Here is a 26,444-nt window from a genome sequence, read left to right as displayed (position 1 = left end):
TGCCACGCAGACGGACCGGTCTTGACGCAAAGGTTCCCGGTTACTTATCCGGCGTTTTGGCGCCCCAGAGGGCATAGAACAGTACATACAGCTCGCACGCGGCGGTCAGCAGGAAGGAAAGCTGCAGGCCGTAGATGTCGGCCAGCCAGCCATGGACAACCACCAAGGCACCGCCGGCAATGGCCATGATCAGCAGGCCCGACCCTTCCTCCGTCAGCGGTCCCAGGCCGCGGATGCCCAGGGTGAAGATGGTCGGGAACATGATGGAATGGAACAGGCCCACCAGGATCAGCGCCCACATGGCCGTCGGACCACTGGCGAAGACCGTCACCAGCATGACAACGAAGGCGCCGACGGAGAACCAGGCCAGCACCGTTTCGGCCGGGATGGAACGCATCAGGAAGCTGCCGGCGAAGCGGCCGACCATCATCCCGCCCCACAGCAGGAACAGATAGTTCGACGCCTCCTGGTGCGTGGTGTTGCCGATCTCCGGCTGGGAGACGAAATTGATAAACAGGTTGGCCACCCCGATCTCGGCGATCAGGTAGATGAAGATGGCCGGGATGCCGAACACCAGGTTGCGATGCTTCCACAGCGACAAGCCGGCCCGCGCCTCGCGATCGGCGCGGGCCGTGTGCTGCCCCATGGCGGGCAGCGGGAACCGAGCGATAACGATGGCCAGCAGCAGCAGCACGCCCGCCACGATCAGATAAGGCAGCTGCACCGACTGCGCATCGGCCAGGCGTTCGGCCTGGGTCAGGACCGTCCCAGCCTCCGCCGTGCCCGACATGGTGCGGCCCAGGATCAGGTAGCCGCCGAACAGCGGCGCCAGGGTCGTGCCCACCGAATTGAAGGCCTGCACCAGGTTCAGGCGCGATGATGCACTGTCGGACGGGCCGATGACGGCGACGTAAGGATTGGCCGCCACCTGCAGCAAGGTGATGCCCGACGCGATCACGAACAGGGCCACCAGCGTGACGCCATAGGATGGCATGCGTGCGGCCGGGATCATGCCCAGCGCCCCCACCGCCATGATCACCAGACCGATCACCAGCGCCTTTTGATACCCCACCCGCTCGATCAGCTTGGCCGACGGGATGGAGGCGAAGAAATAGGCGATGAACCAGACCGACTCGATCAGCGTCGTCTGCGTATAATCCAGGTCGAACACACTGCGCAGATGCGGCAACAGCGTGTTGTTGATGACCGTGATGAAGCCCCACATGAAGAAGAGGCTGGCCAGCAGCGTAAGGGCGGGCCGGTAGGAACCGCCCCCGGACTGGGCGTTCTGAGTGGCGGCGGACGCGCCGACGGGTGCTGACACGGTGTTGATCCTTCCCCGACGCGCCGATGAAGCCCCGGCGCATTAGTCATATTTATGGGAAGGATTTGTATGATAATAAGCGTCCCCCGGCAAGAGGATAAGCCCGCCCTAACGCCGTTCCGACAAGACCACCAGCACCAGCCCGCCACCGATCAGGCCCAGGCCGGCCAGGTTGGTGACGGTCAGCGGCTCATGCAGCCAGAGGGCGGATGACACCAGCCCCACCACCGGCACGCCTAGCATGGCCAGCGAGGTGGTGATGGCCGGCAGGGCGCGGTTGACGGTAACCATGGCCCAAAAGCCGAAGGCCGTGGCGATGGGGCCGTTATAGATCAGCAGTACGACCAGCTGCCCCGACCAGTCGATCTGGCTCTGATCCTCGGTCACCAGTGCCGCCATGGTGACGATCAGGGCGGCCAGCAGCATCTGCCACGGCGCCAGCTGCAACGGCGTGCCGACCCAGCGATGCCGGCGCACATGCACGATGTTGCAGGCCCAGATCAGCGCCGCCAGCATCAGCAAGCCATTGCCCAGCATTACGGGGGCTTGCGTCCAGTCGAAGGCGGCAGGGTTGAACAAAACCCCCACCCCGGCCAGCCCGACCAGCAGCCCCCCGGCCTTGGCCCAGCCCACCTTTTCCCGCAGGAACAACAGGGCCAGGGGCACGACCCAGAGCGGGGTCGTATAGGCCAGGATGCCGGCACGGCCGGCCGGCACATGCTGGACCGCGATGGTGATCATCAGCATGAAGGCGCCCATCTGGAGGCAGCCCACCGACAGGATCACCGGCAGATCGGCACGCGACGGCAGGCGCAGTTGCCGCGTGGCAGCCGTGAAGATCAAAAGAGAGACCGCGCCCAGGATCAGGCGCGAGGCGACGAAGCTGATGGGCGGCATATGGCCCACCACCTGCTTCATCACCGGCCAGTTCACGCCCCACAGCAGAATGACCAGCACCAGCAGGGTCAGCGCCATGGGTGCCGTCACGATATGGCTGGTCTTCTTCGCCGCCGGCATCGGCGGGCTGGTATCCGGCATGATGATCCACTACCTGTTAGCCATGCTTAACCCAAGGCTGGACAAGGCCCGGAAACATCATCATGGCGATCTATGCGACCCGCATGCGGGACAAGCTGACAGAGGCTCTAAACCCGCGGGCCCTGACCATCAAGGATGTCTCGCAACGGCATGCCGGCCATGCGGGGGCCGACCAGCCGGGCGGTGAGACGCATTTCGATGTCATCATCGTGTCGCAGACGTTCCAGGGAATGGGCCGCGTCGCACGTCAGCGCCTGGTTTACGCCGCCGTGTCGGCGGAGTTGGAGGAGCGTGTGCATGCGCTGTCGGTCCAGGCCCTGACGCCGGAGGAGGCCGGTGAGGCGATGTAGGGGGGCGTGTTGGCGTATCTCGACGTCCCTTCGTCCCCCGTGATGGATTTGCCGCACCCTTGTTCCCATGGCAGACCAGCGACCGTCCGTCGCAGGGTATGTTGCGGCGCAGCATGACACTCTGTACCCTGTTCTGGCGGGAACCACCCTCCCGCGCAGCATGGGGGACGGATGATGAAGCGGCAGGCCCAGAAATCCTCGGCAACACCCCTGGCCGCACGCGGTGCGGAAGTGGGCGCGGAAATTTCGACCACCGCCCTGGTCCTGGCCGAGACCTTGTGGGCGGCGCAGCAAACCATCTGGCTGCGCACCATGCGTCTGGGAGCCGCCGGCGCCGATCCGGCCCAGCTGCACGACCCTGAATTCACCCGCATGATCTGGGAAAAGCTCGACGCCGCCCTGGAGACTCAGCGCGCGCTGGCATCGGGCCTGTGGGCCCTGTCGGATGTCTGGTTCGAATGGCTGGCGCAGCAGATCACCGCCACCGCGCGTGCGACCCTGGAGATGGCGGCACCACCCGACCCCATCCGCTATGGCGGTGCCGCCAGCGACTATGTGGAGACCAGCCTGAACGCGGCGGAGATCGCCTGCGGCCGCATGGCACTGGAAGCGACGCGCCTGGGCGGGCGCGGCCTTGCCCCCTATCACCGGGCCACGAACGAGAATGCCAAGCGCCTGATGAAGGCTGCCGTGCGGCGTGTTGCACGGCAGCCTTGACGAAATTCAACCCAGGGAGGGTGTGAATGGGGCTGTTCATATACGGAAGGCCCAAGCCTGGAGGGATGTTTCGTGCCATACTGTCGCGCAGGGACAGTCCCGGAACCCGCGCGATGCCAGATACCATTCCTACCATCACCCCCCGCACCAGCACCCCAGCCGAAGGCGCATCGCGCCGACCGGAGGGAGGGCGCCAGCCCCCCATTCCCGGCCGCACCACCATCACCAAGCGGCTGAACGCCCTGGTGGAAGCCCATGATGGCAGCATCGAAAAGCTGCGCGGGCCCCTGCTGGCCCTGCTGAAGCAGGTGCTGGCCGAAGGGCGCGCCGCCATCCGCGTGCGGTTCGAGGCCTCGCATCGCGGCGATGATTGCGTGCACCAGACCGCACGCCTGACCGACAGCATCGTCCAGTCCCTGGCCGATTTCACCCTGGACCATGTCTATCCCACGGCGGAACTGACCAAGGGCGAACGGCTGGCCGTGGCCGCCATCGGCGGTTATGGCCGCGCCGAGATGGCGCCATCGTCCGACGTCGACCTGCTGTTCCTGCTGCCTTACAAGCGCACGCCCAGGGTGGAGCAGGTGGTGGAGTACATGCTCTACCTGCTTTGGGACCTGGGCTGGAAGGTCGGGCATGCCGTGCGCTCGGTGGATGAATGCATCCGCCTGAGCCTTGAGGACATGACCATCCGCACCAGCCTGCTGGAGGCCCGCTTCCTGTGGGGCGAGAAGGTGCTGTTCGACGAGCTGCGCCGGCGCTTCACCAAGGATGTGGCGGCGGCGGGCGGCAGCGTCACCGCCTTCATCGAAGCCAAGATGGGGGAGCGCAACGAGCGCCACCGCAAGATCGGCGACAGCCGATACATGCTGGAACCCAACATCAAGGAGGGCAAGGGCGGGCTTCGTGACCTGCAGACCCTGTTCTGGATCGCCAAGTACGCCTATCAGGTGGACGAGGTGGAGGGGCTGGTGGCCAAGGGCGTGCTGACGCCGGAGGAAGCGCAGCGCTTCGCCAAGGCCGAGAGTTTCCTGTGGGCGGCCCGCTGCCAGCTGCATTACCTGACCGGCCGCCAGGAAGACCGCCTGACCTTCGATGTGCAGATGGAGATGGCACGCCGGCTTGGCTATACCGAGCATGCCGGCAAGAACGCCGTCGAACGTTTCATGAAGCATTACTTCATGATCGCCAAGGATGTGGGCGACCTGACCCGCATCTTCTGTGCGGCATTGGAGCAGGAAAGCAAGCGGGCGCCGCGCTTCGCCTTCCTGCGTCGCCGCTTCGCGCGCGGGGCCGATTTCAACGGCTTCACCCTGGATGCCGGCCGTCTGAACGTGAAGTCGGAACGGCATTTCAAGGATCAGCCCATCGACATGATCCGCCTGTTCCATGTGGCGCAGGAAAACGACCTGGACATCCATCCCAACGCGCTGCGCGCCATCACCCGCGCCTTGTCCAGCATCGGGCCCAAGCTGCGCGAGGATGCGGATGCCAACCGCCTGTTCCTGGACATCCTGTCCAGCCGCAAGGATCCGGAACTGGCGCTGCGCCGCATGAACGAGGCGGGTGTGCTGGGCCGGTTCGTGCCGGATTTCGGCCGCATCGTCGGCATGATGCAGTTCGACATGTACCATTATTTCACGGTGGACGAGCATACGCTGTTCGCCGTCGGCATCCTGCATCAGGTGGAGAAGGGTGCCCTGACCGATGAGGTGCCGCTGGCATCCGAAATCATCCACACCGTCAATTCCCGCCGCGCGCTTTACGTCGCCATGCTGGTGCATGACATCGCCAAGGGCCGCGGCGGCGACCATTCCATCCTGGGCGCCAAGGTGGCGGAGAAGCTGTGCCCCCGCCTGGGCATGAGCGAGGAGGAGACGGAAACCGTCGTCTGGCTGGTGCGCTGGCATCTGGCCATGTCCGACACTGCCTTCAAGCGCGACCTGGATGACGAGAACACGATCAGCAAGTTTGTCGATCTGGTGCAGTCGCCCGAGAGGCTGAAGCTGCTGCTCTGCCTGACGGTGGCGGATATCCGCGCCGTGGGTCCGGGTCGCTGGAACGGCTGGAAGGCCACGCTGCTGCGCCAGCTCTATCGCCGCAGCGAGGAGCGGATGTCCGGCGTGGTCGGCACCGAAGGCCGCGACAGCAGGGTGGCGGCGGCACAAACCGCCCTGCGCGCGCAACTGGCCGACTGGCCGGCCGCCGATGTGGATGCGCATCTGGCGCGGGCCTATCCCGGCTACTGGCTGTCGCTGAATACCCAGACGCTGGCCCATCATGCCCGCCTGATCCGGGAAGCCGAACGCACGCATGCGCCCCTGACGCTGGATACCCGCGTCGACCGCGGCCGGACCATCACCGAGGTGACGGTCTATACCGCCGACCATCCGGGCCTGTTCTCCCGTCTGGCCGGCGCCCTGGCCCTGGCGGGGGCGGACATCATGGATGCCCGCATCTTCACTATGACCAATGGCATGGCGCTGGACGTGTTCACGGTGCAGGCGGCCGGCGGCGGGTCCTTCGACAGCGGGGACAAACTGGCGCGGCTGTCGGTGATGGTGGACAAGGTGCTGGCCGGTGAATTGCGCCTGGCCGACGAACTGGCCCGCCGCCGCCCGCCGCAGACGGCGCGGTCCCGTGCCTTCAAGGTGGCGCCGCGCGTACTGGTGGACAATACCGTGACCGGCAATCACACCGTGATCGAGGTCAATGGCCGCGACCGGCCGGGCTTGCTTTACCTGCTGACCCGCACCCTGACCCAGGCCAACCTGCAGATCGCATCGGCCAAGATCTCCACCTACGGCAATGTCGCCATCGACGTGTTCTATGTGAAGGACGTGTTCGGCCTGAAGGTCACGCATGAACGCAAGCTGGCCGAAATCCGCGCGGCCTTGCTGACCGCCCTGGGGGAACCGGAAGGCGAGCCGGAACCGGCCAAGGTGGCCAAGCCGAAGAAGAAGGCGGCGTGACCCCGATGTCGGTCATTCAGGCCCTTTCCTGGCTGATTATTGCCATATTTGGGGATTCTTCGGCCGCCATGCTATGATCGCCTCAGTTTCACTGATGGAGGTTGATACGCCATGAGCGGAAATCTCTACGAAACCGATTTCTACGCCTGGGCCAACGAACAGGCGGCGTTGCTGCGTGCCGGCAAGCTATCCGCCGCTGACATCGAGAACATTGCCGAGGAAATCGAGAGCATGGGCAAGACCGAAAAGCGCGAATTGGTCAGTCGCCTGACGGTCCTTCTCCTGCATCTGCTGAAATGGCAGTTCCAGCCCGTGCGGCGCGGCAATTCCTGGCGCACCACCATTCGCGTTCACCGTCTGGACCTGTCCCGCCACCTCAAGGACAATCCAAGTCTGAAATCCAAGACCCCTGAAGCCGTCGCGGACGCCTATACCACCGCCTTGATCCAGGCCGCCGACGAAACCGGCCTTCCGGAAGCGACTTTTCCGGATGAATGCCCCTGGTCCTTTGACCAGATCATCGACGCGGCTTTCTGGCCGGACCAGGATTGAAGCGATGCCCGGTTGAAACCTTTCCGTTCAACCGTGCATCGCCGGAATGGTAAGGCTCTGGTACGCCGCCTCAGAACCGCACCAGACCCACCAGATCCTTGACCTCATTCACCGTCAGCGCCGCTTTCTCGTTAGCGCGGTCGGCACCCCTCTTCAGCAGCCGGTCCAGTTCCGCCTTGTCGGACAGCAGGCGATTCATCTCGCCGGCGATGGGGGCCAGCTTGGCCACCGACAGGTCGGCCAAGGCAGACTTGAAGGCGCTGAACTGCTGCCCTCCGAACTGCGCCAGCACCCCGGCGCGGTTGGTGTCGGACAGCGACGCATAGATGGTGACCAGGTTGCTGGCCTCCGGCCGCGCCTCCAGCTCTTCCACATTATAGGGAAGGTCCAGCGGATCGGTCTTGGCCTTGCGGATCTTCAGGGCGATGGTATCGGCATCATCGGTCAGGTTGATGCGGCTATACTCGCTCTCGTCCGACTTCGACATTTTCTTGGTACCGTCGCGCAGGCTCATGACGCGCGTCGCCTCGCCCAGGATCTGCGGTTCCGGCAGGGGGAAGAAATCTTCCGACTTGTAATAGCGGTTGAAGGCGCCGGCAATGTCGCGGGCCAATTCCAAATGCTGCTTCTGATCCTCGCCCACCGGCACATGCGTGGCCTTGTAGAGCAGGATGTCGGCGGCCATCAGCACGGGATAGGCGTAAAGCCCCAGGACGGCATTGTCCTTCTGTTTGCCCGCCTTTTCCTTGAACTGTGTCATGCGGTTCAGCCAGCCCAGCGGCGTGTGGCAGGCCAGAATCCAGTTCAGCTCGGCATGGCCGGAAACGGCCGACTGGTTGAACAGGATGTGCTTTTCCGGGTCGATGCCGGCGGCGATATAGGCGGCGGCCACTTCGCGGATGTTGGAGCGCAGGGTCTCCGGATCATGCTCGATGGTCATGGCGTGCAGATCGACGACGCAGAAGATCGCGTCCATCTCGTTCTGCAGCTTCACCCAGTTCTTCAGCGCGCCGAGATAGTTGCCGAGGTGGAGCTGGCGGGTCGGCTGCATGCCGGAAAAGATAAGGCTCATACTATGGGTCTCGATCGGTCGCTTGTGGAAGGCGAAATGCCGGGCTGCCTGTATCGCGCGCCGGCCGATCCAAGGTCAAGCCGGCGGCGTGGTTTTGCCCCGGCGCAGCAGCCCTTTGATCTCCGCAATCCGCGTTGCTCCCAGCAGGAAGCAGAGCGCGAAATAGGTGACCGACGCGCCCAGAATGACCAGGGCCAGGGCACCGCTGCGCTGCAGGATGGTGCCCACGAACAGCCAACGGGCCAGCAGTTCCGTGAGGCCGATGCCCGCCCCACCCAGGCCGATCGCCGCCAGCCCCATGCGCCAGAGCCGGCCCTTCAACCGCGCATCAAACGACAGCAGCCCCCGGCGGCGCAGACCGATGGCCAGCAGAACGACATTGAGCCAGGCCGTCAAACCGGGCGCCAGGGCCAGCCCGACATGGCCCAGCGGTCCGATCAGGGCCAGCGACACCAGGACATTGCCGATCAGCACCACGACGGCGATGCGCACCGGCCCCTTCGTGTCCTGCCTGGCGAAATAGGCCGAGGACAGGATCTTCGCCACGATGAAGGCCGGGATGCCGATGGCGAAGGCCTGCAGCGCCGCCGCCGTCGCGGTCGCATCGGCGGCCGTGAAGGCACCGCCCTTGAACAGCACATGCACCAGCGGGCCCGGAATGGTCATCAGCGCCACCGTGGCCGGCAGACCGAACAAGGCCGCAAACTCCAGACCGCGTGAGATGCTGGCCTTCACCCCGTCCAGGTCGCCCGCCGCCATCTGCCGCGACAGCAGCGGCAGCAAGGCCGTGCCCACCGCGACGCCAATGACCGACATGGGCAACTGGTTCAACCGGTCGGCATATTGCAACCAGGAGACCGATCCCGTGGGCAGCCAGGAGGCCAGGTTGGTGCCCACCAGCAGGTTGAACTGATAGACGCCGGCCCCCAGGATGCCGGGTGCCAGCAGCGCGAATAGCTTTTTCACGCGCGGCGTCAGGCGCGGGCGGCGCAGGGACAAGCCCATGCCCGCCCGCTTGGCCGCGACGATCATCCACAGCATCTGCGCCAGACCTGCCACCGGCACGCCATAGGCCAGCATCCAATGCGGCCCCACGCCCAGCGGTCCCGACAGCAGCAGCCCGGTGATCTGCACGATGTTCAGCAGCACCGGTGCGGCCGCGAACGGCCCGAACCGGCCCACCGCATTGAGGATAGAGCCAAACAAAGCGGTGATGGAAATCAGCGCCAGATAGGGGAAGGTGATATGGGAAAGAGCGATAGCGAGCTTGAATTGCGCCGGATCATCATGAAAGCCCGTGGCCAGCACGGCCACCACCCAGGGCATGCAAACCGCCATGATGATTGAGAAAACCATCAAGATGGCGACCATGAAGGACAAGGCCTCTTCCGCCAGCCCGATGGCGCCGTCCTTGCCGTCCTTCTGCAGCGTGCCGCTGAACAAAGGCAGGAAGGCCGCCGTGAAGGCGCCCTCGGCAAACAGGGAGCGGAACAGGTTGGGCAAGCGGAAGGCCACGAAGAAGGCATCCGCCTCCATGCCGGCGCCCAGGAACCGGGCCTGCAGCATATCGCGCACAAAGCCCAACACGCGGCTGATCATGGTGATGCCGCCGACGGTGGCGATGGCGCGGGCGAAGCTCATGAGAAATCCGAAACCCGCTCTTCCGTCATCCCGGCGAAAACCGGGATGACGGGAAAGGATGTAGGACGGAAGAAGGCAATCAATCCTTCAAGTCCGCGAAGAATTCCTTCACCTTGGCGAAGAAGCCTTCCGACTCGGGATTGTGGCCGTTTTCGGCCGCTTCCTTCTCGAACTCCTTCAGCAGCTCCTGCTGCTTCTTGGTCAGGTTGACCGGTGTTTCGACCATGACGTTGATATAGAGGTCGCCCCGCGCCGGGCTGCGCAGCACGCTCATGCCCTTGCCCTTCAGGCGGAACTGGTGGCCCGTCTGGGTGCCGGCGGGCACGTTCACCTTGGCGCGGCTGCCATCGATGGACGGTACCTCGATGGACCCGCCCAAGGCCGCCGTCGTCATGGGGATGGGCACGCGGCAATGCAGGTTGGCCCCGTCGCGCTGGAAGAAGCGGTGGGCGCCGATGGACAGAAAGATATAGAGATCGCCCGGCGTCCCGCCGCGCAAACCCGCTTCCCCCTCCCCGGCCAGACGGATGCGGGTGCCATCCTCCACACCGGGCGGGATGGAGACCTGCAACGTCTTCTCCTTGCGCACCCTTCCCTGTCCACCACAATGGCGGCACGGGTCCTTGATGACGCGGCCGGCGCCGTTGCAGGTGGGGCAGGTGCGTTCGATGGTGAAGAAGCCCTGCTGGGCCCGCACCTTGCCGGCACCGTTGCAGGTGGTGCAGGTGGTGGGGCTGCTGCCCGTCTCCGCCCCCGACCCGCCGCAGGGGTCGCACATCACGCTGGTCGGCACGCGCACCTGGGTGGCGGCGCCCTTGAAGGCGTCCTCCAGGCTGATTTCCAGGTTGTAGCGCAGGTCGGCGCCGCGGTTGTTGGTCTGTCCACCGCGACCGCCACGGCCCATGAACTCCCCGAACATCTCGTCAAAGATGTCGGCGAAGCCGCCGCCGAAATCGAAGCCGCCGGCGGCACCCGCACCCGGACGCCCGCCGCCGCCCTCGAAGGCGGCGTGGCCGAACCGGTCATAGGCGGCGCGTTTCTGCTCGTCCTTCAGGCAGTCATAGGCTTCGTTGATTTCCTTGAATTTCTGCTCGGCCGTCTTGTCACCCTGGTTGCGGTCCGGGTGGTATTGCATGGCCAGCTTGCGATAGGCCTTCTTCAGGTCGTCGGCGCTGGCGGTCTTCTGGGCGCCAAGAACTTCGTAATAGTCACGCTTCGACATCGCGGCCTCTGTCCCTTCGCATCCAGTCCGGTCGCCCAATGTCGGCGCGACCCCCGGACCTGAAGCCAATCGTCACAATTCCATGGCCGTACCCATCACGCAACAGGCCCGGCACCGGATTTCCCGGGGCCGGGCCTGTCGGGGTTCGCGATGTCACCCACGACCTACGAAAGGGTCACCACCCGTAGGTCGGGGTGAGCGATCGCGAACCCCGACGAGTACCAGCCCAAACGGGGTCAGTTCTTCTTGCGGTCGTCGACTTCCTCGAAGTCGGCGTCCACGACTTTCTCACCACCCGGCGCATCATCGTCGCCGCCAGCGGCGGCGGCCTGGGCACCGTCGGTGCCACCCGCTTCCTGGCCGGCCTTGTACAGGGCCTCACCGATCTTCATGCTGGCCTGGGCCAGGGCGTCGGTCTTGGCCTTGATCGCGGCCGGATCCTCGCCACCCATGGCAGCCTTCAGGTCGGCGATGGCGCTTTCCACGGCGGCCTTGTCGGCGGGCGCGATCTTGTCCTCGTTCTCCTTCACTGTGCGCTCGGTGGAATGGATCAGGCCGTCAGCGTGGTTCTTGGCCTCCACCAGTTCCTTGCGCTTCTTGTCGTCGGCCGCATGTTCCTCGGCGTCCTTGACCATCTTCTGGATGTCGCTGTCCGACAGGCCGCCCGACGCCTGGATGCGGATCACCTGCTCCTTGCCGGTGGCCTTGTCCTTGGCGCCGACATTGACGATGCCGTTGGCGTCGATGTCGAAGGTCACCTCGATCTGCGGCACGCCTCTAGGGGCGGACGGAATGCCCATCAGGTCAAACTGACCCAGCATCTTGTTGTCCTGGGCCATTTCGCGCTCACCCTGGAACACGCGGATGGTCACGGCGGACTGGTTATCCTCTGCCGTGGAGAAGACCTGGGACTTCTTGGTGGGGATCGTCGTATTGCGGTCGATCAGACGGGTGAAGACACCGCCCAGCGTCTCGATACCCAGCGACAGCGGCGTGACGTCCAGCAGCAGCACATCCTTGACGTCGCCCTTCAGGACGCCGCCCTGGATGGCCGCACCGATGGCCACCACCTCGTCGGGGTTCACGCCGCGGTTCGGCTCCTTGCCGAAGATCTGCTTCACGGTCTCGATGATCTTGGGCATGCGGGTCATGCCGCCGACCAGGATCACCTCGTCAACCTCGCTGGCCTTCAGGCCGGCATCCTTCAGGGCGGACTGGCAGGGACCGACGGTACGGCGGACCAGATCCTCCACCAGGGCTTCCAGCTTGGCGCGGGTCAGCTTGATGTTCAGATGCTTGGGGCCGGACGCATCGGCCGTGATGAACGGCAGGTTGACTTCCGTCTGAACGGAGCTGGACAGCTCGATCTTGGCCTTCTCGGCGGCTTCCTTCAGGCGCTGCAGGGCCAGACGGTCCTTGCGCAGGTCGATGCCCTGCTCCTTCTGGAATTCCTCGGCCAGGTAATCGATGATCTTGCCGTCGAAATCCTCACCACCCAGGAAGGTGTCGCCGTTCGTGGACTTCACCTCGAACACGCCGTCGCCGATTTCCAGGATCGACACGTCGAAGGTACCGCCGCCCAGATCGTACACGGCGATCGTGCCGGTTCCCTTCTTCTCCATGCCATAGGCCAGGGCGGCGGCCGTCGGCTCGTTGATGATGCGCAGCACTTCCAGGCCGGCGATCTTGCCGGCATCCTTGGTGGCCTGACGCTGGCTGTCATTGAAATAGGCAGGAACGGTGATAACGGCCTGGGTGACCTTCTCACCCAGATACGCCTCCGCCGTTTCCTTCATCTTCTGCAGGATGAAGGCGCTGACCTGACTGGGGCTGTATTTCTCGCCATGGGCCTCGACCCAGGCATCGCCATTGCCGCCCGACACGATCTTGTAGGGGACAAGGGCGGCATCCTTCTTGGTCACCGGATCATCGAAACGGCGGCCGATCAGGCGCTTGATGGCGAACAGCGTGTTGTCCGGGTTCGTGACGGCCTGGCGCTTTGCGGGCTGTCCCGTCAGCCGTTCACCCGACTGGGCGAAGGCGACCATGGACGGCGTAGTGCGGGCACCTTCGGCATTCTCAATGACCTTGGCCTGCGTGCCTTCCATGACGGCCACGCACGAGTTGGTGGTGCCCAGATCGATACCGATAACCTTGCTCATGACGACCTCTCTTGTTCGGCAGACCGTCCGCGGCCCTAAGCACCGCGATATAGGTCCCCATTGTTGATCCCCCGGGCGGCTCACCACCCTGGCGCACAGCAGATATAGGCAGGCTAGATTGACTGCGCAACTGTCCAGCCGCGGTCATCGCTTCGGCAAAATCGGCAAGGCTGCATTGCCCATGCGCGGCAATGCGAACCGGCAAGATCACTCGGCGTGCAGACCCTGCCGAAATTTCGCCAGGGGTAAACATGTTTATATGACGTTTAAGTAAACGGTACGTCTCTTAGGTTGTGATGGCGCAACTACAATCAGGTTCTCTTGACCATAAGGAGGAGTTTCCAATTTATACTTATTAACAATAAAAATTAATATGTTTATGTCTATATTTCCCCCCAAAAAGCCGCTAGCATCGTCCTCACAAGGCAGGGAACGGCTTTTCAACAAGCCGGCAGCCGTCGCACGGGGGTGGGACCGATGGACTGTACGATAAGCAATCTCGATATGGTTGGTGAAGATCCGGCGCCGGAGGTGGCGATGGCCATCAAGCGCTGCCTGGAAAGCCTGGTGAAGGATGCACGGCGCAGCCAGATGGGCGACCTGGCCGAATTCCTGGCCTTGGCCGTGCTGGCTGCCGATGACGCCGCCCGGGCGAGCCGGAAGCGCGACGCCCTGCGGGCGCGGGAATTGGCCAGGACCGACCTGGGCGCGACCGGTATCGGCACGGGCGATCTGGCCCTGCGCAAGGTCGTGGGGTCCTGCTGACCTTTCCAGTCTATTGTCTCATGTCATGGTGACGCTTTGCGGCTGGCGGGTCCGGCCGGGCTTGGTTAAGGGATGAAGCATCTCGTCCAGCCCAGGGCCCGCCGCCATGTCCGCCCAATTTGATCTTGCTGCCTATCTGGCCCGTATCGGCCATGAGGGCCCGGTGGCCCCCGATCTGGCCACGCTGCGCGCCATCCATATCGCCCATGTCGGCGCCATCCCCTTCGAGAACATGGACATCCAGATGGGCCTGCCGGTCAGGCTGGAGATGGAACATCTGGCTGCCAAACTGGTGGGGTCGCGGCGCGGCGGCTATTGCTTTGAACAGAATAGCCTGCTGCGGGCAGCGCTGAATTCCATCGGCTTCGATGTCCACCGCCGCGTGGCGCGTGTGCGCATGGGCGGCGATCCGGGCGGGCGCAGCCATCTGATGCTGCTGATCCCCATTGATGGGCAGACCTACATGGCCGATGTCGGCTTCGGCGGTTCCTGTCTGGTCGAACCATTGCCGCTGCTGGCCGGCACGTACGAGAACGCCGGCAACCGCTGGCGTTTGAACCGTTCCGACTGGTCGCCCGGCTGGGAGCTGGCGGTCTGGCGCGACGGTGGCTGGTTCGGGCTCTACTGGTTCGGAGATGAGGAGGTGGTGGAATGGGACCTGGTCTTCGGCAACCATTTCACCTCCACCCACCCCGCCTCGCGTTTCGTGCAGAACCGCGTGGCGGCGCGCAGCACGCTGACGGAACGGCACACACTGCTGAACGACCTCTATCGCCACCGTCTGAACGGGGAGTTGGTGGAAGAGCTGCGGATCGGTGATGAGGCAACGTTCCGGCGGATGCTGCTGGAACGGTTCGGGATCGACTTGCCGGCGGGTGCGGTGCTGAAACCGCTTGAGCCCTGAAAACAAAACCGCCCGCGCCCCCTTGTCCGAGGAACGCGGGCGGTCCATCACCGACGCTGAGGGGCTGTTTACAGGCCCTTGGCGATGCTGTTCAGGCGCAGGCGCAGCGCGTTCAGCTTGATGAAGCCTTCGGCGTCCTTCTGGTTATAGACGCTGTCGGCCTCGAACGTCACATAATCCAGGCGGTACAGGCTGTTGGGGCTCTTGCGGCCGACGACGCGGGCGGAACCCTTGAACAGCTTCAGCCGGACCACGCCGTTGACGCGCTCCTGCGTCTTGTCGATCAGGGCCTGCAGGGCCTCGCGCTCGGCGGAGAACCAGAAGCCGTTATAGATCAGCTTGGCATAGCGCGGCATCAGTTCGTCCTTGAGGTGCAGTGCCTCGCGGTCCAGGGTGATGCTCTCGATGCCGCGATGGGCAACGGACAGCAGCGTGCCGCCCGGCGTCTCATACACACCGCGGCTCTTCATGCCGACGAAACGGTTTTCCACCAAGTCCAGGCGGCCGATGCCATGCTTGCCGGCCAGGCGGTTCAGCTCGGTCAGCAAGGCGGCCGGCGTCAGCTTGACGCCGTTCACGGCGACCGGGTCGCCCTTCTCATATTCGATCTCGACATATTCGGCCTCGTCCGGCGCCTTTTCCGGGGCGACGGTGCGGGTATACATGTCCTCGTCCGCCTCCACCCACGGATCCTCCAGGGCCTTGCCCTCGTAGGAGATGTGCAGGAGGTTGGCGTCGGTGCTGTAGGGCGCCTCGCCGCGCTTGTCCTTGGCGATGGGGATCTGGTGCTTCTCGGCGAATTCCAGCAGCTGGGTGCGGCTGTTCAGGTCCCATTCACGCCAGGGCGCGATGACAGTGACGTCGGGCTTCAGGGCGTAATAGCCCAGTTCGAACCGGACCTGATCATTGCCCTTGCCGGTGGCGCCATGGGACACGGCGTCGGCACCAACCTGCTTAGCGATCTCGATCTGGCGCTTGGCGATCAGCGGCCGGGCGATCGACGTGCCCAGCAGGTACGTGCCCTCATACAGGGTGTTGGCGCGGAACATCGGGAACACGAAGTCGCGCACGAACTCTTCACGCAGATCGTCGATGAAGATGTTTTCCGGCTTCACGCCCAGCAGCTCGGCCTTCTTGCGGGCGGGCTCCAGCTCCTCGCCCTGGCCGAGATCGGCGGTGAAGGTCACGACCTCGCATTCATAGGTCTCCTGCAGCCATTTCAGGATCACCGAGGTGTCGAGGCCGCCTGAATAGGCCAGCACGACTTTCTTCACGCCGCTCTTCATGGGAAATATCCGTTGCGGTAACAGGTTGAACCGGGCACGGAAGTTATCGGGGGCGGCCCGCCCTGTCCAGACCCGGCAACCCGCATCCGCATGGGGGCTGGGCGGCGGCGGCGGCAAACCCCATATGGTCGGAATATCGACAGGGAACGGAAATGTTAAGCCGCGGTGGGATATTGATGATCACCTGCCTGATCGGCCTGCTGCTTGCGGCCGGCGTCGGTGGCGTCATGGCCTGGAACGCGGTCGGGGGCGGCGGGCCGGAACAGGAGATCAGTCCGCATGGTTTCATCGCGCTGGGGCTGGGCGTGCTGGGCTCGCTCGTCGTGGGCGGCGGGCTGATGGCACTGGTGTTTTTCTCCAACCGCAGCGGTCACGATCAGGCGGTGCATGAGGAGACCAGCCGGCACCTGCCGCCGGAGCAGGATTGAACCTCTTGATGGAAGCCGCCTCAACGCGTTCTTATGAACTTGTCTCAGCTCCTCTGGAGCCGATAAATCGGCGGATGCTGCATGGGATCGCATTCTCAGCGCTGAACTGGCCCTGTTCACAGATATGAACTTCATGCAGGCACCCAGGGTTTCACTGATCATCGTTCCATGTCGACCATAGCCCCCGGCGCATCATCACATCGCGCAGCAGGGTCGGCCGGTCGGTGATGATACCGTCCACGCCCAGATCGAGCAGCCGCTCCATCTCCGCCGCCTCATCCACCGTCCAGACATGGACCGGCAGACCCCGCGCATGGGCAGTGCGCAACATGCCCGGCGTCACCACGGTCAAACCGCGATGGGAAACGGGAACCTGCAGGCAATGTGGTCCGCGCGGGGCCGGCAGCGGCACGCCGTGACCCGCGGCCCAGATGAGCGCCACATCCCAAGGGCCTGCCGATGAACAGAGGGCCGGACCCAGCGCCTGGCGCAACATGGTCAGCCGCTTGCCGGAAAAGGAACCGACGCAGACACGGTCCAACGCCCCGTGCCGGCGCAGCGTCGTGACCAAAGCTTCCGCCGCCTTGTCCGACTTGGGATCGATGTTGAGCCGCAGGTCGGGCCAGGTCTCCAGCACCTCGTCCAGCTGGGGGATCGGCTCGCGCCCGCCCACCCGGGCCTGGGCCACGTCCGGCCAGGGCAACTCCTCCACCCGGCCCTGCCCATCGGTCAAGGCATCCAGCATGGGATCGTGGAAAACGATGAGCTGCCCGTCCGCCGTCACCTGCACATCGGTTTCAATGTAACGATAGCCCAGACCGATCGCATGAGCGAAGGAAGACATGCTGTTCTCCGGCGCCTCCAGCCCGCCGCCGCGATGGGCGAACGCAATGGGTCGGGGATGGTCCAGATAGGGATGTCGCTCCCCGGTCCGTACTCTCATGGCTTCTGGTCGAGCCGGGGCCACCGTGACAGGGCGACGATCCAGAGTCCCACTGTCAAAAGCGGTGGGAAAACGAAGGCAGCCAATGCCCAGAGCGGATTGCGGCCAGTCTTTCCCACTGCGATGCCGGCCATGCAGACCGTCCAGGTGACGGTCAACACCAATACCAGCATTGACGCCCATCCGGGCAGAAAGAGCAGCAGCTCAACGAAATCGCCATAGCGCGGCATGGGTATCAGCCCTCCCCTTTCGCGGCTTCATCTTTCGCGCGCTGCCGCATCAGTCTTTCACGCGGATGCAGCTTTTCCGGGCGTGGCGGCAGGTTGGGCCAGGTCCTGAATGCCAGGAAGCTGGTGAAAATGGCCCAGCCGAACAAGGGCAATGCCAGCCAGCCCGTCAATGCAACGGGCAGACCCGCCCTTTGCAGCAGTCGCCGCGCCGGCCACAGGGCAGCCAGGGTCAAGAACACATGTACCAGAAGGGCAAGCTGCCAGCCGCCCATCCCCGTCTCCGCCGCTTCCATTCGCGCGATCCGTGATCCGAAACCGATATGGGGGGACATAGCATGAAATGCCGGCCCGGCAATATGGAATGCCGGAAACAAAAAGCCCGGTTTCCGCTCGTCTTAGACGGAAACCGGGCCAGGGCCGCGACCGACCGGACGCGGCGAGGGGTATTGATAAAGACTTGTGCCAAGGGCATGCGTTTTGCGCGCATGCTCTTGGAGGCCGGCGACGGCCGGCCCGGCGCTCGTGCGCCCCAGCCAAGCCCGCGGATGCGGGCGCCCGGCGACTGAGGGCTTGTATTGATCAGAATCAGAAGCGGAAGCGCGCGCCCGAGATCAGGCCGTTGATATCCTTGTAGCTGATCGTGTTCGTGTCGTAGCTGTGGTTGCGATAGCTGATATAGAAGTCGGTGGAGAAGGCATCGATCGTTTGCACATAGCCCACCGACCAGGCCTTGGCGTCGCCGCCGGCAATGGCCAGGTCCTTCTGAACCAGATAATCGATCACGAACGAGCTGTTGCCCAGCCCGGTCACGTTGGCGAGATAGCCCAGCTTGCCGTACCAGAAATCGCTGTCGCGCGGACCGATATCGCGGGTACCGGCGGCGGCGGTGACATTGAAGCCGCTGGCGAACTTCACGGAGATGGAGCCGTTGGTCTGGGTATCGAAGCCGGTGCGGCTGTCATTATCGACATAGCCGAGGGCGCCCGACACCTCGGTATCACCCAGCTTGCCCGTATAGCGCGCGGCGAAGTCGGTGGCACCGCCTTCGATGAAGCTGGTGGACAGCATGAAGCCGCCGAAGCTCGGCGTGTCGTAGCGGACGCGGTCGTCACGGCTCAGACCGTCGAAATTGTTGAAAACGGCATTGATATTGGGGCCCGCCGCACGATTGGCCTTGTTACGGAACAGAACGCCGCCGAACACCGAGCCGACATCGGTATGGCTGACCAGGGTCGCGGTGCCGGACAGGTCGACCTCGGACGTCACATTGGTGGCCGTGTCGCCCTGACCCACCCAGATACGGCCGAAATCCTTATGCTGGACCCAGAACTCCGCCTTGCGCTCATTGACCGAGAAGGCGCCGGCATCGGTGCCGAAGCCCGTGGCCCGCGAAGACCCGGAGCTGGTTTCGAACTCGACGTCCGAACCGGCCGTCCAGTTATCGTCCAGCTTGGCCTGACCGGCCACGCGGATGCGTGTGGAAGCCTGGGCATTGTCGACGAACATCGTGTCGCTGTCATAGCCGTCATCGGCGAATTCAACAGCGCGACCGATCTGGCCGGACAGGGTCAGCTTGACCTTGCCATTGCCGGACTGCACCACCTGCGGAGCCTTGAAGACGTCAGCAGCGACCAGCGGCGTATTCGCCTTGTTGGGTGCACCGGCGGCGGCACCGGCAACGGGGGCCGGGGCGGCGGCCGGTGCCTTTTCCAGCTTTTCGATCCGGGCCATCAGGGCCTGAACCTGGGCGCGCAGGGCCTCGACCTCGCTGGCCGGGGCCTGCTGGGCCATGGCCGGAGTGGCCTGGATGGTCAGCAGGGCGGCACCCGCCAGCAGGGCAGCACTGATCCGGGGCGAAACTTTCATCGGCAAATCCTCCCATGGGCGGCCCCGTGACGGGGCACTCGTTTGTTACATTAGGATGTCAACCATGTGACGGACCACAGCCATGGCGAGGGAAGGCATCGGGAACTTCACCACCCGTGCTGAATCCGCAACAGTGTCATCGATGATATGCAGCGTGAATGATTGGGCCGATGATAGGATCGGCGCATCCAATACTGGCCGGCACATCAGAACAGACGCAGATTGATGGTGAATGTCACGAAACTGTAACCCCGACCTTTGGCGAGGGGGTGATATCCGTGTCACCCAGTGTCATGACGGCCACAGGCACCCTGAAACGCACGCGATGCAGATGCTGGGCATGGCACCCGTGTAAGGGTCGGCACTGGTCAGGCCGCATCCTTGCCCTTATGGTCCGCCCCGCCTTTCCCGCCACCATCCAGCGCCAGGGCCGACGACGATGATCCCCCGCTACTCCCGCCCCGAAATGACCCGCATCTGGGACCCGGAGAACCGGTTCCGCATCTGGTTCGAGATCGAAGCCCATGCCTGCGACGCGCAGGCCAAGCTGGGCGTGATCCCGGCCGAAGCCGCCAAGGCGGTATGGGAACGCGGCGCCTGGGAAATCGACCGCATCGACGAGATCGAGCGCGAGACCAAGCATGACGTCATCGCCTTCCTGACCAATCTGGCCGAGCATGTCGGGCCGGAGGCACGCTTCGTCCACCAGGGCATGACCAGCTCCGACGTGCTGGACACCTGCCTAGCCGTGCAGTTGACCCAGGCCGCCGACCTGCTGCTGGCCGACCTGGACAAGCTGCTGGATGCGTTGAAGCGCCGGTCGCTGGAACATAAATACACCCCCACCATCGGCCGCAGCCACGGCATCCATGCCGAGCCGACAACCTTCGGCGTGAAGCTGGCTGGCCATTACGCGGCTTTCGCCCGCAACAGGAAGCGCCTGGAGGCCGCCCGCGCCGAGATCGCGACCTGCGCCATTTCCGGGGCCGTCGGCACCTTCGCCAATATCGACCCGTTCGTTGAGGAATATGTGGCCGAAAAGCTGGGCCTGTCGGTGGAGCCGCATTCCACCCAGGTGATCCCGCGCGACCGCCACGCCATGTTCTTCGCCACGCTGGGCGTCATCGCCGCCAGCCTCGACAATCTGGCCACGGAAGTCCGCCACCTGCAGCGCTCTGAAGTGCGCGAGGCGGAGGAATATTTCTCGCCCGGCCAAAAGGGCAGCAGCGCCATGCCGCACAAGCGCAACCCGGTGCTGTCGGAAAACCTGTCGGGCCTGTCCCGCATCGTGCGCGGCTATGTCACCCCGGCGCTGGAGAATGTGACGCTGTGGCATGAGCGCGACATCTCGCATTCTTCCGTTGAGCGCATGATCGGCCCCGACGCCACCGTCACGCTGGACTTTGCCCTGGCGCGGGCCACCGGCATGATCGACAAGCTGGTGGTCTATCCGGAAAACCTGCAGAAGAACCTGGACATGCTGGGCGGTCTGCACAATTCCCAACGCATGCTGCTGGCCCTGACCCAGGCGGGGATGAGCCGCGAGGACTCCTATCGCGCGGTCCAGCGCAATGCCATGCCGGTCTGGTTGGAAGGCAAGGATTTCCGCACCCTGCTGAAGGCGGATGCCGAGGTGATGAAGCATCTAGGCGAGGCGCAGATCGACGACGCCTTCGATCTGGGCTACCACACCAAGCATGCTGACACGATCTTCAAGCGGGTATTCGGCGAGTAACCGATTGAGAAACGAAGAGGCCCGGACGGCATGACCGTCCGGGCCTTTTCGTTTTGTCTATTCAGTGCCGAAGCGCGGTCGACACCCAGGAACCGACAATGTCGGCCGCCAACGGTGTTCCCATCTCCGGGTGATGCCATTGATAGACGGCCAGAGCGGCTTCCAGGCAATGCGGCTCTGGAATACCGCGCGACTGCATCTCGCGATAGGCGCGGGTGACCGCGGAACGGCAGCAATCGCCCGTCCCTGCCGCCGGGTGATCGGCACAGGGACGCCCCAGATACTTGTCGAGATCGCGGCCCATGCGCGTCAGACCTTGGAACTGTGGCTGCCCGGCGTATAGGAGCGTTCCACCACGGGACGATCCTTGCGCACGCCATAGAGTTCGAGCCGATGGCCGATCAGGCGGTAGCCCAGCTCGTCGGCGATCTTCTCCTTGATCTTCTCCAGCTCCTCGCTGGAGAACTCCACCACGTCCCCCGTCTGCACATCGATCAGATGGTGGTGATGTTCCTCGCGCGCTTCCTCATACCGGGCCCGGCCGTCGCCGAAATCCAGGCGTTCGATGACATTCGCCTCCTCGAAAAGGCGCATGGTGCGATAGACGGTGGCGATAGAGATATGGGGATCGATCTCGACGGCCCGCCGATAAACCTGCTCCACATCCGGATGGTCTTGACTGTCCGAGAGCACGCGGCTGATCACGCGGCGCTGTTCGGTCATCTTCAGGCCCTTCTGGACACAAAGCTGTTCGAGGCGGGATGGCATGTCTGTCGTCTCCGATCCGGTTCGGCAAATCTCCGCCCACATATGGACCATCCCGCGCGCCAGGGCGAGGGGTTTGGGCATGATTACTCGATAATTTCGCCTTATGACCCGGTCATGGCCAAGCGATCGACACCCAGCAGGGCGAGAAGCGCCGACAGTTGCGGGGGAGTGAGCCGGGCCACATCACGGGCCAGCAGATTGGCCAGCAGCGTATGGTCGGGCGACAGGCCGGCCGTATCCACCGTGACGCGCGGATCGCTCAGTGCGGCAAGCCGCTCCATTTCCTCCGCAGCGTCCCAGATCAGGCCGAAATAGGTGCAGATCTGGCGCAGCAGCATGGGCGATGGCGTGCCCTTGTGCCCATGTTCCAGGGCGGAGAGGAAGGCAGATGAAATCTCCAGCTCGTCCGCCATCTGCTTCAGACTAGCACCTTTGGCCATGCGGAGCTGGCGGACTCGCTCACCAAACGGGGTCATTCTCTCTCAGGGCCGATCAAGGGACAGGGAGCAGCAGAATAGCGGCGACGGTCTTTGCCCGCAAAGTTTCCAATCTCACACGCATCACGCGTGGAACCACGTTTCCACATACACTTTTCTGCTTGATCCGTGACTGACGATCCCCCGAAATGAAATGACGGGCCGCAATCACGCGACCCGTCATAGGAGGGATGGACATGCGCAATATGTCCCTTCTCCTGGTGTTCCGGTTTCCGCTCTGGTGGCGGCGTGTCATCCACGTCACCGTCATGATCGGTCGGACCTAGGAGTGGGCGGGTCGGGAGTAACGCCCGGCCCGCCTGCTTCCTTGTATAAGCCAAACACGTGCCCGAGTCGATAGGCGCTTGACGTCGCCGCCGCCGCCCCTTACAACCTCGCCCCTTTTGGCCGGGTTGAAGGGTTGGCGATCATGGTGGCATGCGGTCTGGATTTCGGCACCTCAAACTCCACGCTGGGCGTGGCGGAGGGTGTGGGCGCGCGCATGCTGGCGCTGGAGGGCACGCATGACACGCTGCCCAGCGCCATCTTCTTCGATTTCGAGACCCACCGCCCCGCCTTCGGCCGCGCCGCCATCGGTGCCTATGTCGCCGGAGGCGACGGGCGGCTGATGCGGTCGATCAAGTCGGTGCTGGGCACCAGCCTGATCGATGAGGAGACGCTGCTGGGCCGTCGTCGGGTCGGCTTCCGGGAAGTGATCGGCCTGGTCATCCGCCATATCAAGGAGGAGGGCGAGCGCCGCACCGGCCGCGAGCTGACCCATGTCGTCCATGGCCGGCCCGTACATTTCGTCGATGGCGATGAGGCGGCCGACCGGCGGGCGGAGGATGCGCTGGCCGACATCGCCCGGGCCAGCGGCTTCAAGGACGTGAGCTTCCAGTATGAGCCGATCGCGGCGGCACTGGCCTATGAGGCGCAGATCAATGACGAGCAGATCGCCCTGATCGCCGATATCGGCGGCGGCACGTCGGACTTTTCCATCGTGCGCATCGGGCCCGACCGGGCACAGCGGGCGGAGCGGGCCGACGATATCCTGGCCAATGACGGGTTGCGCATCGGCGGCACGGATTTCGACCGGTTGCTGAGCCTGGAGGCGGTGATGCCGCATCTGGGCTATCGCTCGCCGCTGCTGCGCCAGGGGCTGCTGACGCCTAACCATCTCTATGTGGATCTGGCCACCTGGGCCAAGATCAACTTCCTGTACAGCCCCGCCGTGCTGGCGGATGTGGAACGACTGGAGAAGGAGGCCAGGCATCCGCAGTTGATCCGCCGCCTGCTGACGGTGCTGGAGCATCATCTGGGCCATGCCCTGGCCATGAAGGTGGAAGCGGCGAAGATCGAGCTGTCAGGTGCCGCCAGCATCGATATCGACCTGTCCATCGTGGAGAAGGGTCTGGATGCGCCGGCCACCCGCGGCCGGCTGGCGGCGGCCGTGTCCGATCCGGTGGAACGGCTGGGTGCCATGACCACGGACTGCCTGCGCCAGGCCGGGCTGCGGCCCGATCAGGTGGACGCCATCTTCCTGACCGGCGGTTCCACCCTGCTGCCCGCCGTGCGCGGCGCCATCACCGGGGCCTTGCCCGACGCCCGCATCGTGGAAGGCGACAAGTTCGGCGCCGTCGGGCTGGGTCTCACCATCGAAGCGGGGCGGCGGTACGCCTGACCTCTCACATCCCGCCCTGCCCCTTGGTGCTGTGCGGCCGGTCGCCCATACCGTGGGCCGTGTATTTGGCCACAGCGTCGAAGGCGGCGGAACGGAACTGCCGGCGCCAGAGGATATAGGTCACCAGCGCCACCAGGACGATGAAGACGTAAGGATGCACCATCCAGCCCAGGCTGGCGAAGGCGTAGTAATAGCCGCGCAGGCCGCGGTTGAAGCTGGTGATGGCCAGCGTCATCATCTTGGCTGCCGCTTTGGCCGTGGTCAGCGCCTCATCCCCCGGGTCCAAGGGGGCGCCGCCGATCAGCGCGATCGTGTAGTTGAACTGCCGCACCGACCAGGTGAAGCAGAAGAAGCTGTAGACGAAGATACCCAGCAGCAGCAGCAGCTTGGCTTCGAACAGTACCCGGTCGGTGGCCTGGGTGAAGCCCAGTTCCATCACCACCTTGTACGCGCCGTCGGAAGAGGCCAGCACGCCCAGCAGACCCGCCAGCACCAGCACCGTGGTGGAGGCGAAGAACGACACGCTGTTGATCAGGTGACCCGTCAGCATGCTGTCCATGACCCGGTTGTCCCGGTACAGCATGTTGGTCATCCAGCGGATGCGGATGCGCAGCATATGCTGGTTCAGGCTATGCGGTGCTCCCTGCCGGCGGTCGGTCAACCAGCCATAGCCCCACCAGAGCCCGAAGAACCAGACAAGCGCCGCCCCGTCCAGCCAGGTGAGCGTGGTCAACAATTGCAGCACGGGAACAGCCTCATCCCAGACGGTAGCGGGGCGCCACCAGCCCGTTGAGATAGGTCTTCAACTCGGGCGTCAGCGGCTCGAATTTCAGTGACACGGAACGGGTACCGCCGTCCAGGCCCATGACCCGGGCCTGGACCGGAACCGGCTCTCCGGCCCCCGGTGCTGCCACCAGCAGCGTGACCAGTTCGCCTTCATTATAGTGCGCCGGGTCGGCGTCCAGCGCCATGCCGCCGAAGGACCAGTTGCGGGTACGGGCCGTACCTTTGCGACTGCCCACAGCCAGGGCCGGGTGCACGAAACGGCGCAGCCGGCGGCGCTGGCGCGCATCGCCATCGGTGGCGCGGGTGGCGCCGGCCAGGTCGGCGCCGCGCATGTTGACACCGGTGACGATGGCCCCGGCCAGGTCGGCCTTGCGCAGGATGGCGCCCGACAGGCTGGCATTGGTCAGGTCGGCGCCACGCAGATTGGCCCCATCCAGGTTGGCGGGCCAAGTCCGTCCACCCGACAGGGTCTGGGCCGTCAGATCGACACCCGCAAGATGCGCACCCGACAGGTTGGCCCGGCGCAGCGTGGCACCGGCCAGGACGGATCCGTCCAGCACCGATTGCGACAGGTCGCTATAGGAGAGGTCTGCCATTTCCAGCCGGTTGTCGGCCCAATCGGCGGAAATCAGCCGGCAACGGCGCAACCGGGCCCCGGCCAGATTGCGGCCATGCAGGACCATCGGGTCCAGCTCCGCCATATCCAGGTCCAGGCGCGTGCCCTTGGCCCCACCTGTTTCGACCCATTGTTCATGCACATCGACCAGCTTCGTCAGCTCCCCGACGGGAACACGGCGGCGCGGCGGTTCGGCGATCATGGTGGCGATGCCGTCGGGCACATGCCGGCCCCGCGACAGGGTATCGCTATCCACCATGGTGCCGGCCAGTTGCGCGCCCGACAGGTTGGCACCGGTCAGGTCCACACCCAGCATCACGCATTTCGACAAATCCGCACCGGCCAGATCCGCATCCATCAGATCGGCACCCGTCAGGTCGCAGCCGGTCAGCTTGGCCGAACACAGGATGGCGCGTTCCAGCCGCGCCTCCGTCAGCACGGCGGCCCCGTCGCGCTTCTTGGTGCCGCTGCTGTCAGACAGAGTGCCAGACCGGAAATCCGCGCCGCGCAGGATGACGTCGTTCAGGGTGGCCCGGTGCAGGTTGGCGCCACGCAGATCGGCCCCGGACAGGTTGGCGCCCGTCAGTTCCACCCCCTCCAGGTCGGCGCCGAACAGGTCGGCACGGGCCAGATCCGCACCCTCCAGGTTGCACCCCGACAGATTGGCACCGGCCAGCTTCGCCTCCGCCAGGCGCGCACCCTTCAGGGCCAGACCGGACAGGTCCTGGAACTGCAATTCCGCACGCCGGCCGCCCTTGCCATCAAGCCATTGACGGTGAAGCTGGAATTCCTTGCGCAGGAAATCCAGGTCGCGAGTCGGCGGTGCATGCTCGGTCATTGTCATTGCCCTGGTGAAACCAGCGTCATTGCCTGAAAGGCTTACACCCTACGCTAGAGAATTGGGCATAAC

General features: G+C 64.4%; 25 protein-coding genes. 9 read left to right on the top strand and 16 right to left on the bottom strand.

Annotated elements, in window-relative coordinates:
* Window positions 1-40: 40 nt before the first annotated feature.
* Together AC1Q7F_RS17425 and AC1Q7F_RS17420 are read right to left on the bottom strand one after the other, a co-directional pair.
* Complete coding sequence (locus AC1Q7F_RS17425; protein WP_492509119.1) at window positions 41-1,324, bottom strand: sugar MFS transporter; 1,284 nt, start codon at window positions 1,322-1,324, stop codon at window positions 41-43.
* Window positions 1,325-1,432: 108 nt separating this feature from the next.
* Entirely contained in the window at window positions 1,433-2,362 is a 930-nt protein-coding gene (locus AC1Q7F_RS17420) for a DMT family transporter (protein WP_492509117.1), read from the bottom strand.
* A 62-nt stretch (window positions 2,363-2,424) separates the two neighbouring features.
* On the opposite strand from AC1Q7F_RS17420, the gene AC1Q7F_RS17415 reads away from it, so the two are divergent.
* The 4 genes from AC1Q7F_RS17415 (at window position 2,425) to AC1Q7F_RS17400 (ending at window position 6,953) form a co-directional block, all read left to right on the top strand.
* Window positions 2,425-2,712 carry a BolA family protein gene (locus tag AC1Q7F_RS17415; RefSeq protein ID WP_492509115.1) on the top strand — a complete coding sequence of 96 codons (288 nt, stop codon included), beginning with the start codon at window positions 2,425-2,427 and terminating at the stop codon, window positions 2,710-2,712.
* A gap of 174 nt (window positions 2,713-2,886) precedes the next feature.
* Complete coding sequence (locus AC1Q7F_RS17410; protein WP_492509113.1) at window positions 2,887-3,429, top strand: hypothetical protein; 543 nt, start codon at window positions 2,887-2,889, stop codon at window positions 3,427-3,429.
* Window positions 3,430-3,542: 113 nt separating this feature from the next.
* A complete protein-coding gene (locus AC1Q7F_RS17405; RefSeq protein WP_492509111.1) occupies window positions 3,543-6,401 on the top strand; it encodes a [protein-PII] uridylyltransferase in 2,859 nt (952 codons plus the stop codon).
* Between the two features lie 111 nt (window positions 6,402-6,512).
* Complete coding sequence (locus AC1Q7F_RS17400) at window positions 6,513-6,953, top strand: DUF29 domain-containing protein (RefSeq protein WP_492509110.1); 441 nt, start codon at window positions 6,513-6,515, stop codon at window positions 6,951-6,953.
* 70 nt (window positions 6,954-7,023) lie between these two features.
* Here the strand turns inward: AC1Q7F_RS17400 and trpS are convergent, their stop codons facing one another.
* The 4 genes from trpS to dnaK form a co-directional block, all read right to left on the bottom strand.
* Window positions 7,024-8,025, bottom strand: a complete 1,002-nt coding sequence (gene trpS / locus AC1Q7F_RS17395; protein WP_492509108.1) for a tryptophan--tRNA ligase — start codon at window positions 8,023-8,025, stop codon at window positions 7,024-7,026.
* A 75-nt stretch (window positions 8,026-8,100) separates the two neighbouring features.
* Window positions 8,101-9,666, bottom strand: coding sequence for a murein biosynthesis integral membrane protein MurJ (gene murJ, locus AC1Q7F_RS17390; protein WP_492509106.1), 1,566 nt, complete (start codon window positions 9,664-9,666; stop codon window positions 8,101-8,103).
* Between the two features lie 79 nt (window positions 9,667-9,745).
* Complete coding sequence (gene dnaJ / locus AC1Q7F_RS17385) at window positions 9,746-10,888, bottom strand: molecular chaperone DnaJ (protein ID WP_492509104.1); 1,143 nt, start codon at window positions 10,886-10,888, stop codon at window positions 9,746-9,748.
* A 236-nt stretch (window positions 10,889-11,124) separates the two neighbouring features.
* The gene (gene dnaK / locus AC1Q7F_RS17380; RefSeq protein WP_492509102.1) at window positions 11,125-13,050 is read right to left on the bottom strand and encodes a molecular chaperone DnaK; all 1,926 of its coding nucleotides are present in this window, start codon (window positions 13,048-13,050) and stop codon (window positions 11,125-11,127) included.
* Window positions 13,051-13,587: 537 nt separating this feature from the next.
* On the opposite strand from dnaK, the gene AC1Q7F_RS17375 reads away from it, so the two are divergent.
* Window positions 13,588-13,815, top strand: coding sequence for a hypothetical protein (locus AC1Q7F_RS17375; protein ID WP_492509100.1), 228 nt, complete (start codon window positions 13,588-13,590; stop codon window positions 13,813-13,815).
* A 106-nt stretch (window positions 13,816-13,921) separates the two neighbouring features.
* Entirely contained in the window at window positions 13,922-14,719 is a 798-nt protein-coding gene (locus tag AC1Q7F_RS17370) for an arylamine N-acetyltransferase family protein (RefSeq protein ID WP_492509098.1), read from the top strand.
* Window positions 14,720-14,787: 68 nt separating this feature from the next.
* On the opposite strand, the gene AC1Q7F_RS17365 is transcribed toward AC1Q7F_RS17370, so the two are convergent.
* A complete protein-coding gene (locus AC1Q7F_RS17365) occupies window positions 14,788-16,005 on the bottom strand; it encodes an argininosuccinate synthase (RefSeq protein WP_492509096.1) in 1,218 nt (405 codons plus the stop codon).
* Window positions 16,006-16,181: 176 nt separating this feature from the next.
* On the opposite strand from AC1Q7F_RS17365, the gene AC1Q7F_RS17360 reads away from it, so the two are divergent.
* Window positions 16,182-16,433: a hypothetical protein gene (locus AC1Q7F_RS17360; protein WP_492509094.1), complete on the top strand. Its 252-nt coding sequence runs from the start codon at window positions 16,182-16,184 to the stop codon at window positions 16,431-16,433.
* Between the two features lie 151 nt (window positions 16,434-16,584).
* On the opposite strand, the gene AC1Q7F_RS17355 is transcribed toward AC1Q7F_RS17360, so the two are convergent.
* From AC1Q7F_RS17355 to AC1Q7F_RS17340, 4 genes are all read right to left on the bottom strand, one after another.
* On the bottom strand, window positions 16,585-17,376 hold the full coding sequence (locus AC1Q7F_RS17355) for a glycerophosphodiester phosphodiesterase family protein (RefSeq protein WP_492509092.1): 792 nt from the start codon (window positions 17,374-17,376) through the stop codon (window positions 16,585-16,587).
* Window positions 17,373-17,606, bottom strand: a complete 234-nt coding sequence (locus AC1Q7F_RS17350; protein WP_492509090.1) for a hypothetical protein — start codon at window positions 17,604-17,606, stop codon at window positions 17,373-17,375. The genes AC1Q7F_RS17355 and AC1Q7F_RS17350 overlap by 4 nt, the downstream gene beginning before the upstream one ends.
* A 5-nt stretch (window positions 17,607-17,611) precedes the next feature.
* Window positions 17,612-17,878 (bottom strand): hypothetical protein, encoded by a 267-nt coding sequence (locus AC1Q7F_RS17345; protein WP_492509088.1) that lies wholly within the window; start codon window positions 17,876-17,878, stop codon window positions 17,612-17,614.
* A gap of 313 nt (window positions 17,879-18,191) precedes the next feature.
* Complete coding sequence (locus AC1Q7F_RS17340; protein WP_492509086.1) at window positions 18,192-19,472, bottom strand: porin; 1,281 nt, start codon at window positions 19,470-19,472, stop codon at window positions 18,192-18,194.
* A gap of 439 nt (window positions 19,473-19,911) precedes the next feature.
* Between AC1Q7F_RS17340 and purB the strand changes: the two genes are divergently transcribed.
* Window positions 19,912-21,207 carry an adenylosuccinate lyase gene (gene purB / locus AC1Q7F_RS17335; RefSeq protein ID WP_492509084.1) on the top strand — a complete coding sequence of 432 codons (1,296 nt, stop codon included), beginning with the start codon at window positions 19,912-19,914 and terminating at the stop codon, window positions 21,205-21,207.
* 61 nt (window positions 21,208-21,268) lie between these two features.
* Here the strand turns inward: purB and AC1Q7F_RS17330 are convergent, their stop codons facing one another.
* The 3 genes from AC1Q7F_RS17330 to AC1Q7F_RS17320 all read right to left on the bottom strand — a co-directional run bounded on the left by AC1Q7F_RS17330 (window position 21,269) and on the right by AC1Q7F_RS17320 (window position 22,451).
* On the bottom strand, window positions 21,269-21,511 hold the full coding sequence (locus AC1Q7F_RS17330) for a hypothetical protein (RefSeq protein ID WP_492509082.1): 243 nt from the start codon (window positions 21,509-21,511) through the stop codon (window positions 21,269-21,271).
* A 5-nt stretch (window positions 21,512-21,516) separates the two neighbouring features.
* Complete coding sequence (locus AC1Q7F_RS17325) at window positions 21,517-21,975, bottom strand: Fur family transcriptional regulator (RefSeq protein ID WP_492509080.1); 459 nt, start codon at window positions 21,973-21,975, stop codon at window positions 21,517-21,519.
* Between the two features lie 101 nt (window positions 21,976-22,076).
* On the bottom strand, window positions 22,077-22,451 hold the full coding sequence (locus tag AC1Q7F_RS17320) for a helix-turn-helix domain-containing protein (protein WP_492509078.1): 375 nt from the start codon (window positions 22,449-22,451) through the stop codon (window positions 22,077-22,079).
* Window positions 22,452-22,881: 430 nt separating this feature from the next.
* Between AC1Q7F_RS17320 and AC1Q7F_RS17315 the strand changes: the two genes are divergently transcribed.
* Window positions 22,882-24,132, top strand: coding sequence for an Hsp70 family protein (locus tag AC1Q7F_RS17315; protein ID WP_492509076.1), 1,251 nt, complete (start codon window positions 22,882-22,884; stop codon window positions 24,130-24,132).
* A 4-nt stretch (window positions 24,133-24,136) separates the two neighbouring features.
* Here the strand turns inward: AC1Q7F_RS17315 and AC1Q7F_RS17310 are convergent, their stop codons facing one another.
* Together AC1Q7F_RS17310 and AC1Q7F_RS17305 are read right to left on the bottom strand one after the other, a co-directional pair.
* Window positions 24,137-24,877, bottom strand: coding sequence for a DUF599 domain-containing protein (locus AC1Q7F_RS17310; RefSeq protein WP_492509074.1), 741 nt, complete (start codon window positions 24,875-24,877; stop codon window positions 24,137-24,139).
* Between the two features lie 10 nt (window positions 24,878-24,887).
* The gene (locus AC1Q7F_RS17305) at window positions 24,888-26,372 is read right to left on the bottom strand and encodes a pentapeptide repeat-containing protein (RefSeq protein ID WP_492509072.1); all 1,485 of its coding nucleotides are present in this window, start codon (window positions 26,370-26,372) and stop codon (window positions 24,888-24,890) included.
* Window positions 26,373-26,444 lie beyond the last annotated feature (72 nt).

The sequence above is a fragment of the Niveispirillum sp. GW835-FHT14G11 genome (genome assembly GCF_058793615.1).
Note: the sequence above shows the minus strand (reverse complement) of the source record. Positions and strands in the feature narration are given on the sequence as shown.

Bases quoted from the DNA above. Each gene is read 5' to 3' on its own strand.
- AC1Q7F_RS17420 (WP_492509117.1), bottom strand. From the start codon at position 2,362: ATGCCGGATACCAGCCCGCCGATGCCGGCGGCGAAGAAGACCAGCCAT.
- AC1Q7F_RS17415 (WP_492509115.1), top strand. From the start codon at position 2,425: ATGGCGATCTATGCGACCCGCATGCGGGACAAGCTGACAGAGGCTCTA.
- AC1Q7F_RS17410 (WP_492509113.1), top strand. From the start codon at position 2,887: ATGAAGCGGCAGGCCCAGAAATCCTCGGCAACACCCCTGGCCGCACGC.
- AC1Q7F_RS17405 (WP_492509111.1), top strand. From the start codon at position 3,543: ATGCCAGATACCATTCCTACCATCACCCCCCGCACCAGCACCCCAGCC.
- AC1Q7F_RS17400 (WP_492509110.1), top strand. From the start codon at position 6,513: ATGAGCGGAAATCTCTACGAAACCGATTTCTACGCCTGGGCCAACGAA.
- trpS (WP_492509108.1), bottom strand. From the start codon at position 8,025: ATGAGCCTTATCTTTTCCGGCATGCAGCCGACCCGCCAGCTCCACCTC.
- murJ (WP_492509106.1), bottom strand. From the start codon at position 9,666: ATGAGCTTCGCCCGCGCCATCGCCACCGTCGGCGGCATCACCATGATC.
- dnaJ (WP_492509104.1), bottom strand. From the start codon at position 10,888: ATGTCGAAGCGTGACTATTACGAAGTTCTTGGCGCCCAGAAGACCGCC.
- dnaK (WP_492509102.1), bottom strand. From the start codon at position 13,050: ATGAGCAAGGTTATCGGTATCGATCTGGGCACCACCAACTCGTGCGTG.
- AC1Q7F_RS17375 (WP_492509100.1), top strand. From the start codon at position 13,588: ATGGCCATCAAGCGCTGCCTGGAAAGCCTGGTGAAGGATGCACGGCGC.
- AC1Q7F_RS17370 (WP_492509098.1), top strand. From the start codon at position 13,922: ATGTCCGCCCAATTTGATCTTGCTGCCTATCTGGCCCGTATCGGCCAT.
- AC1Q7F_RS17365 (WP_492509096.1), bottom strand. From the start codon at position 16,005: ATGAAGAGCGGCGTGAAGAAAGTCGTGCTGGCCTATTCAGGCGGCCTC.
- AC1Q7F_RS17360 (WP_492509094.1), top strand. From the start codon at position 16,182: ATGATCACCTGCCTGATCGGCCTGCTGCTTGCGGCCGGCGTCGGTGGC.
- AC1Q7F_RS17355 (WP_492509092.1), bottom strand. From the start codon at position 17,376: ATGAGAGTACGGACCGGGGAGCGACATCCCTATCTGGACCATCCCCGA.
- AC1Q7F_RS17350 (WP_492509090.1), bottom strand. From the start codon at position 17,606: ATGCCGCGCTATGGCGATTTCGTTGAGCTGCTGCTCTTTCTGCCCGGA.
- AC1Q7F_RS17345 (WP_492509088.1), bottom strand. From the start codon at position 17,878: ATGGGCGGCTGGCAGCTTGCCCTTCTGGTACATGTGTTCTTGACCCTG.
- AC1Q7F_RS17340 (WP_492509086.1), bottom strand. From the start codon at position 19,472: ATGAAAGTTTCGCCCCGGATCAGTGCTGCCCTGCTGGCGGGTGCCGCC.
- purB (WP_492509084.1), top strand. From the start codon at position 19,912: ATGATCCCCCGCTACTCCCGCCCCGAAATGACCCGCATCTGGGACCCG.
- AC1Q7F_RS17330 (WP_492509082.1), bottom strand. From the start codon at position 21,511: ATGGGCCGCGATCTCGACAAGTATCTGGGGCGTCCCTGTGCCGATCAC.
- AC1Q7F_RS17325 (WP_492509080.1), bottom strand. From the start codon at position 21,975: ATGCCATCCCGCCTCGAACAGCTTTGTGTCCAGAAGGGCCTGAAGATG.
- AC1Q7F_RS17320 (WP_492509078.1), bottom strand. From the start codon at position 22,451: ATGACCCCGTTTGGTGAGCGAGTCCGCCAGCTCCGCATGGCCAAAGGT.
- AC1Q7F_RS17315 (WP_492509076.1), top strand. From the start codon at position 22,882: ATGGTGGCATGCGGTCTGGATTTCGGCACCTCAAACTCCACGCTGGGC.
- AC1Q7F_RS17305 (WP_492509072.1), bottom strand. From the start codon at position 26,372: ATGACCGAGCATGCACCGCCGACTCGCGACCTGGATTTCCTGCGCAAG.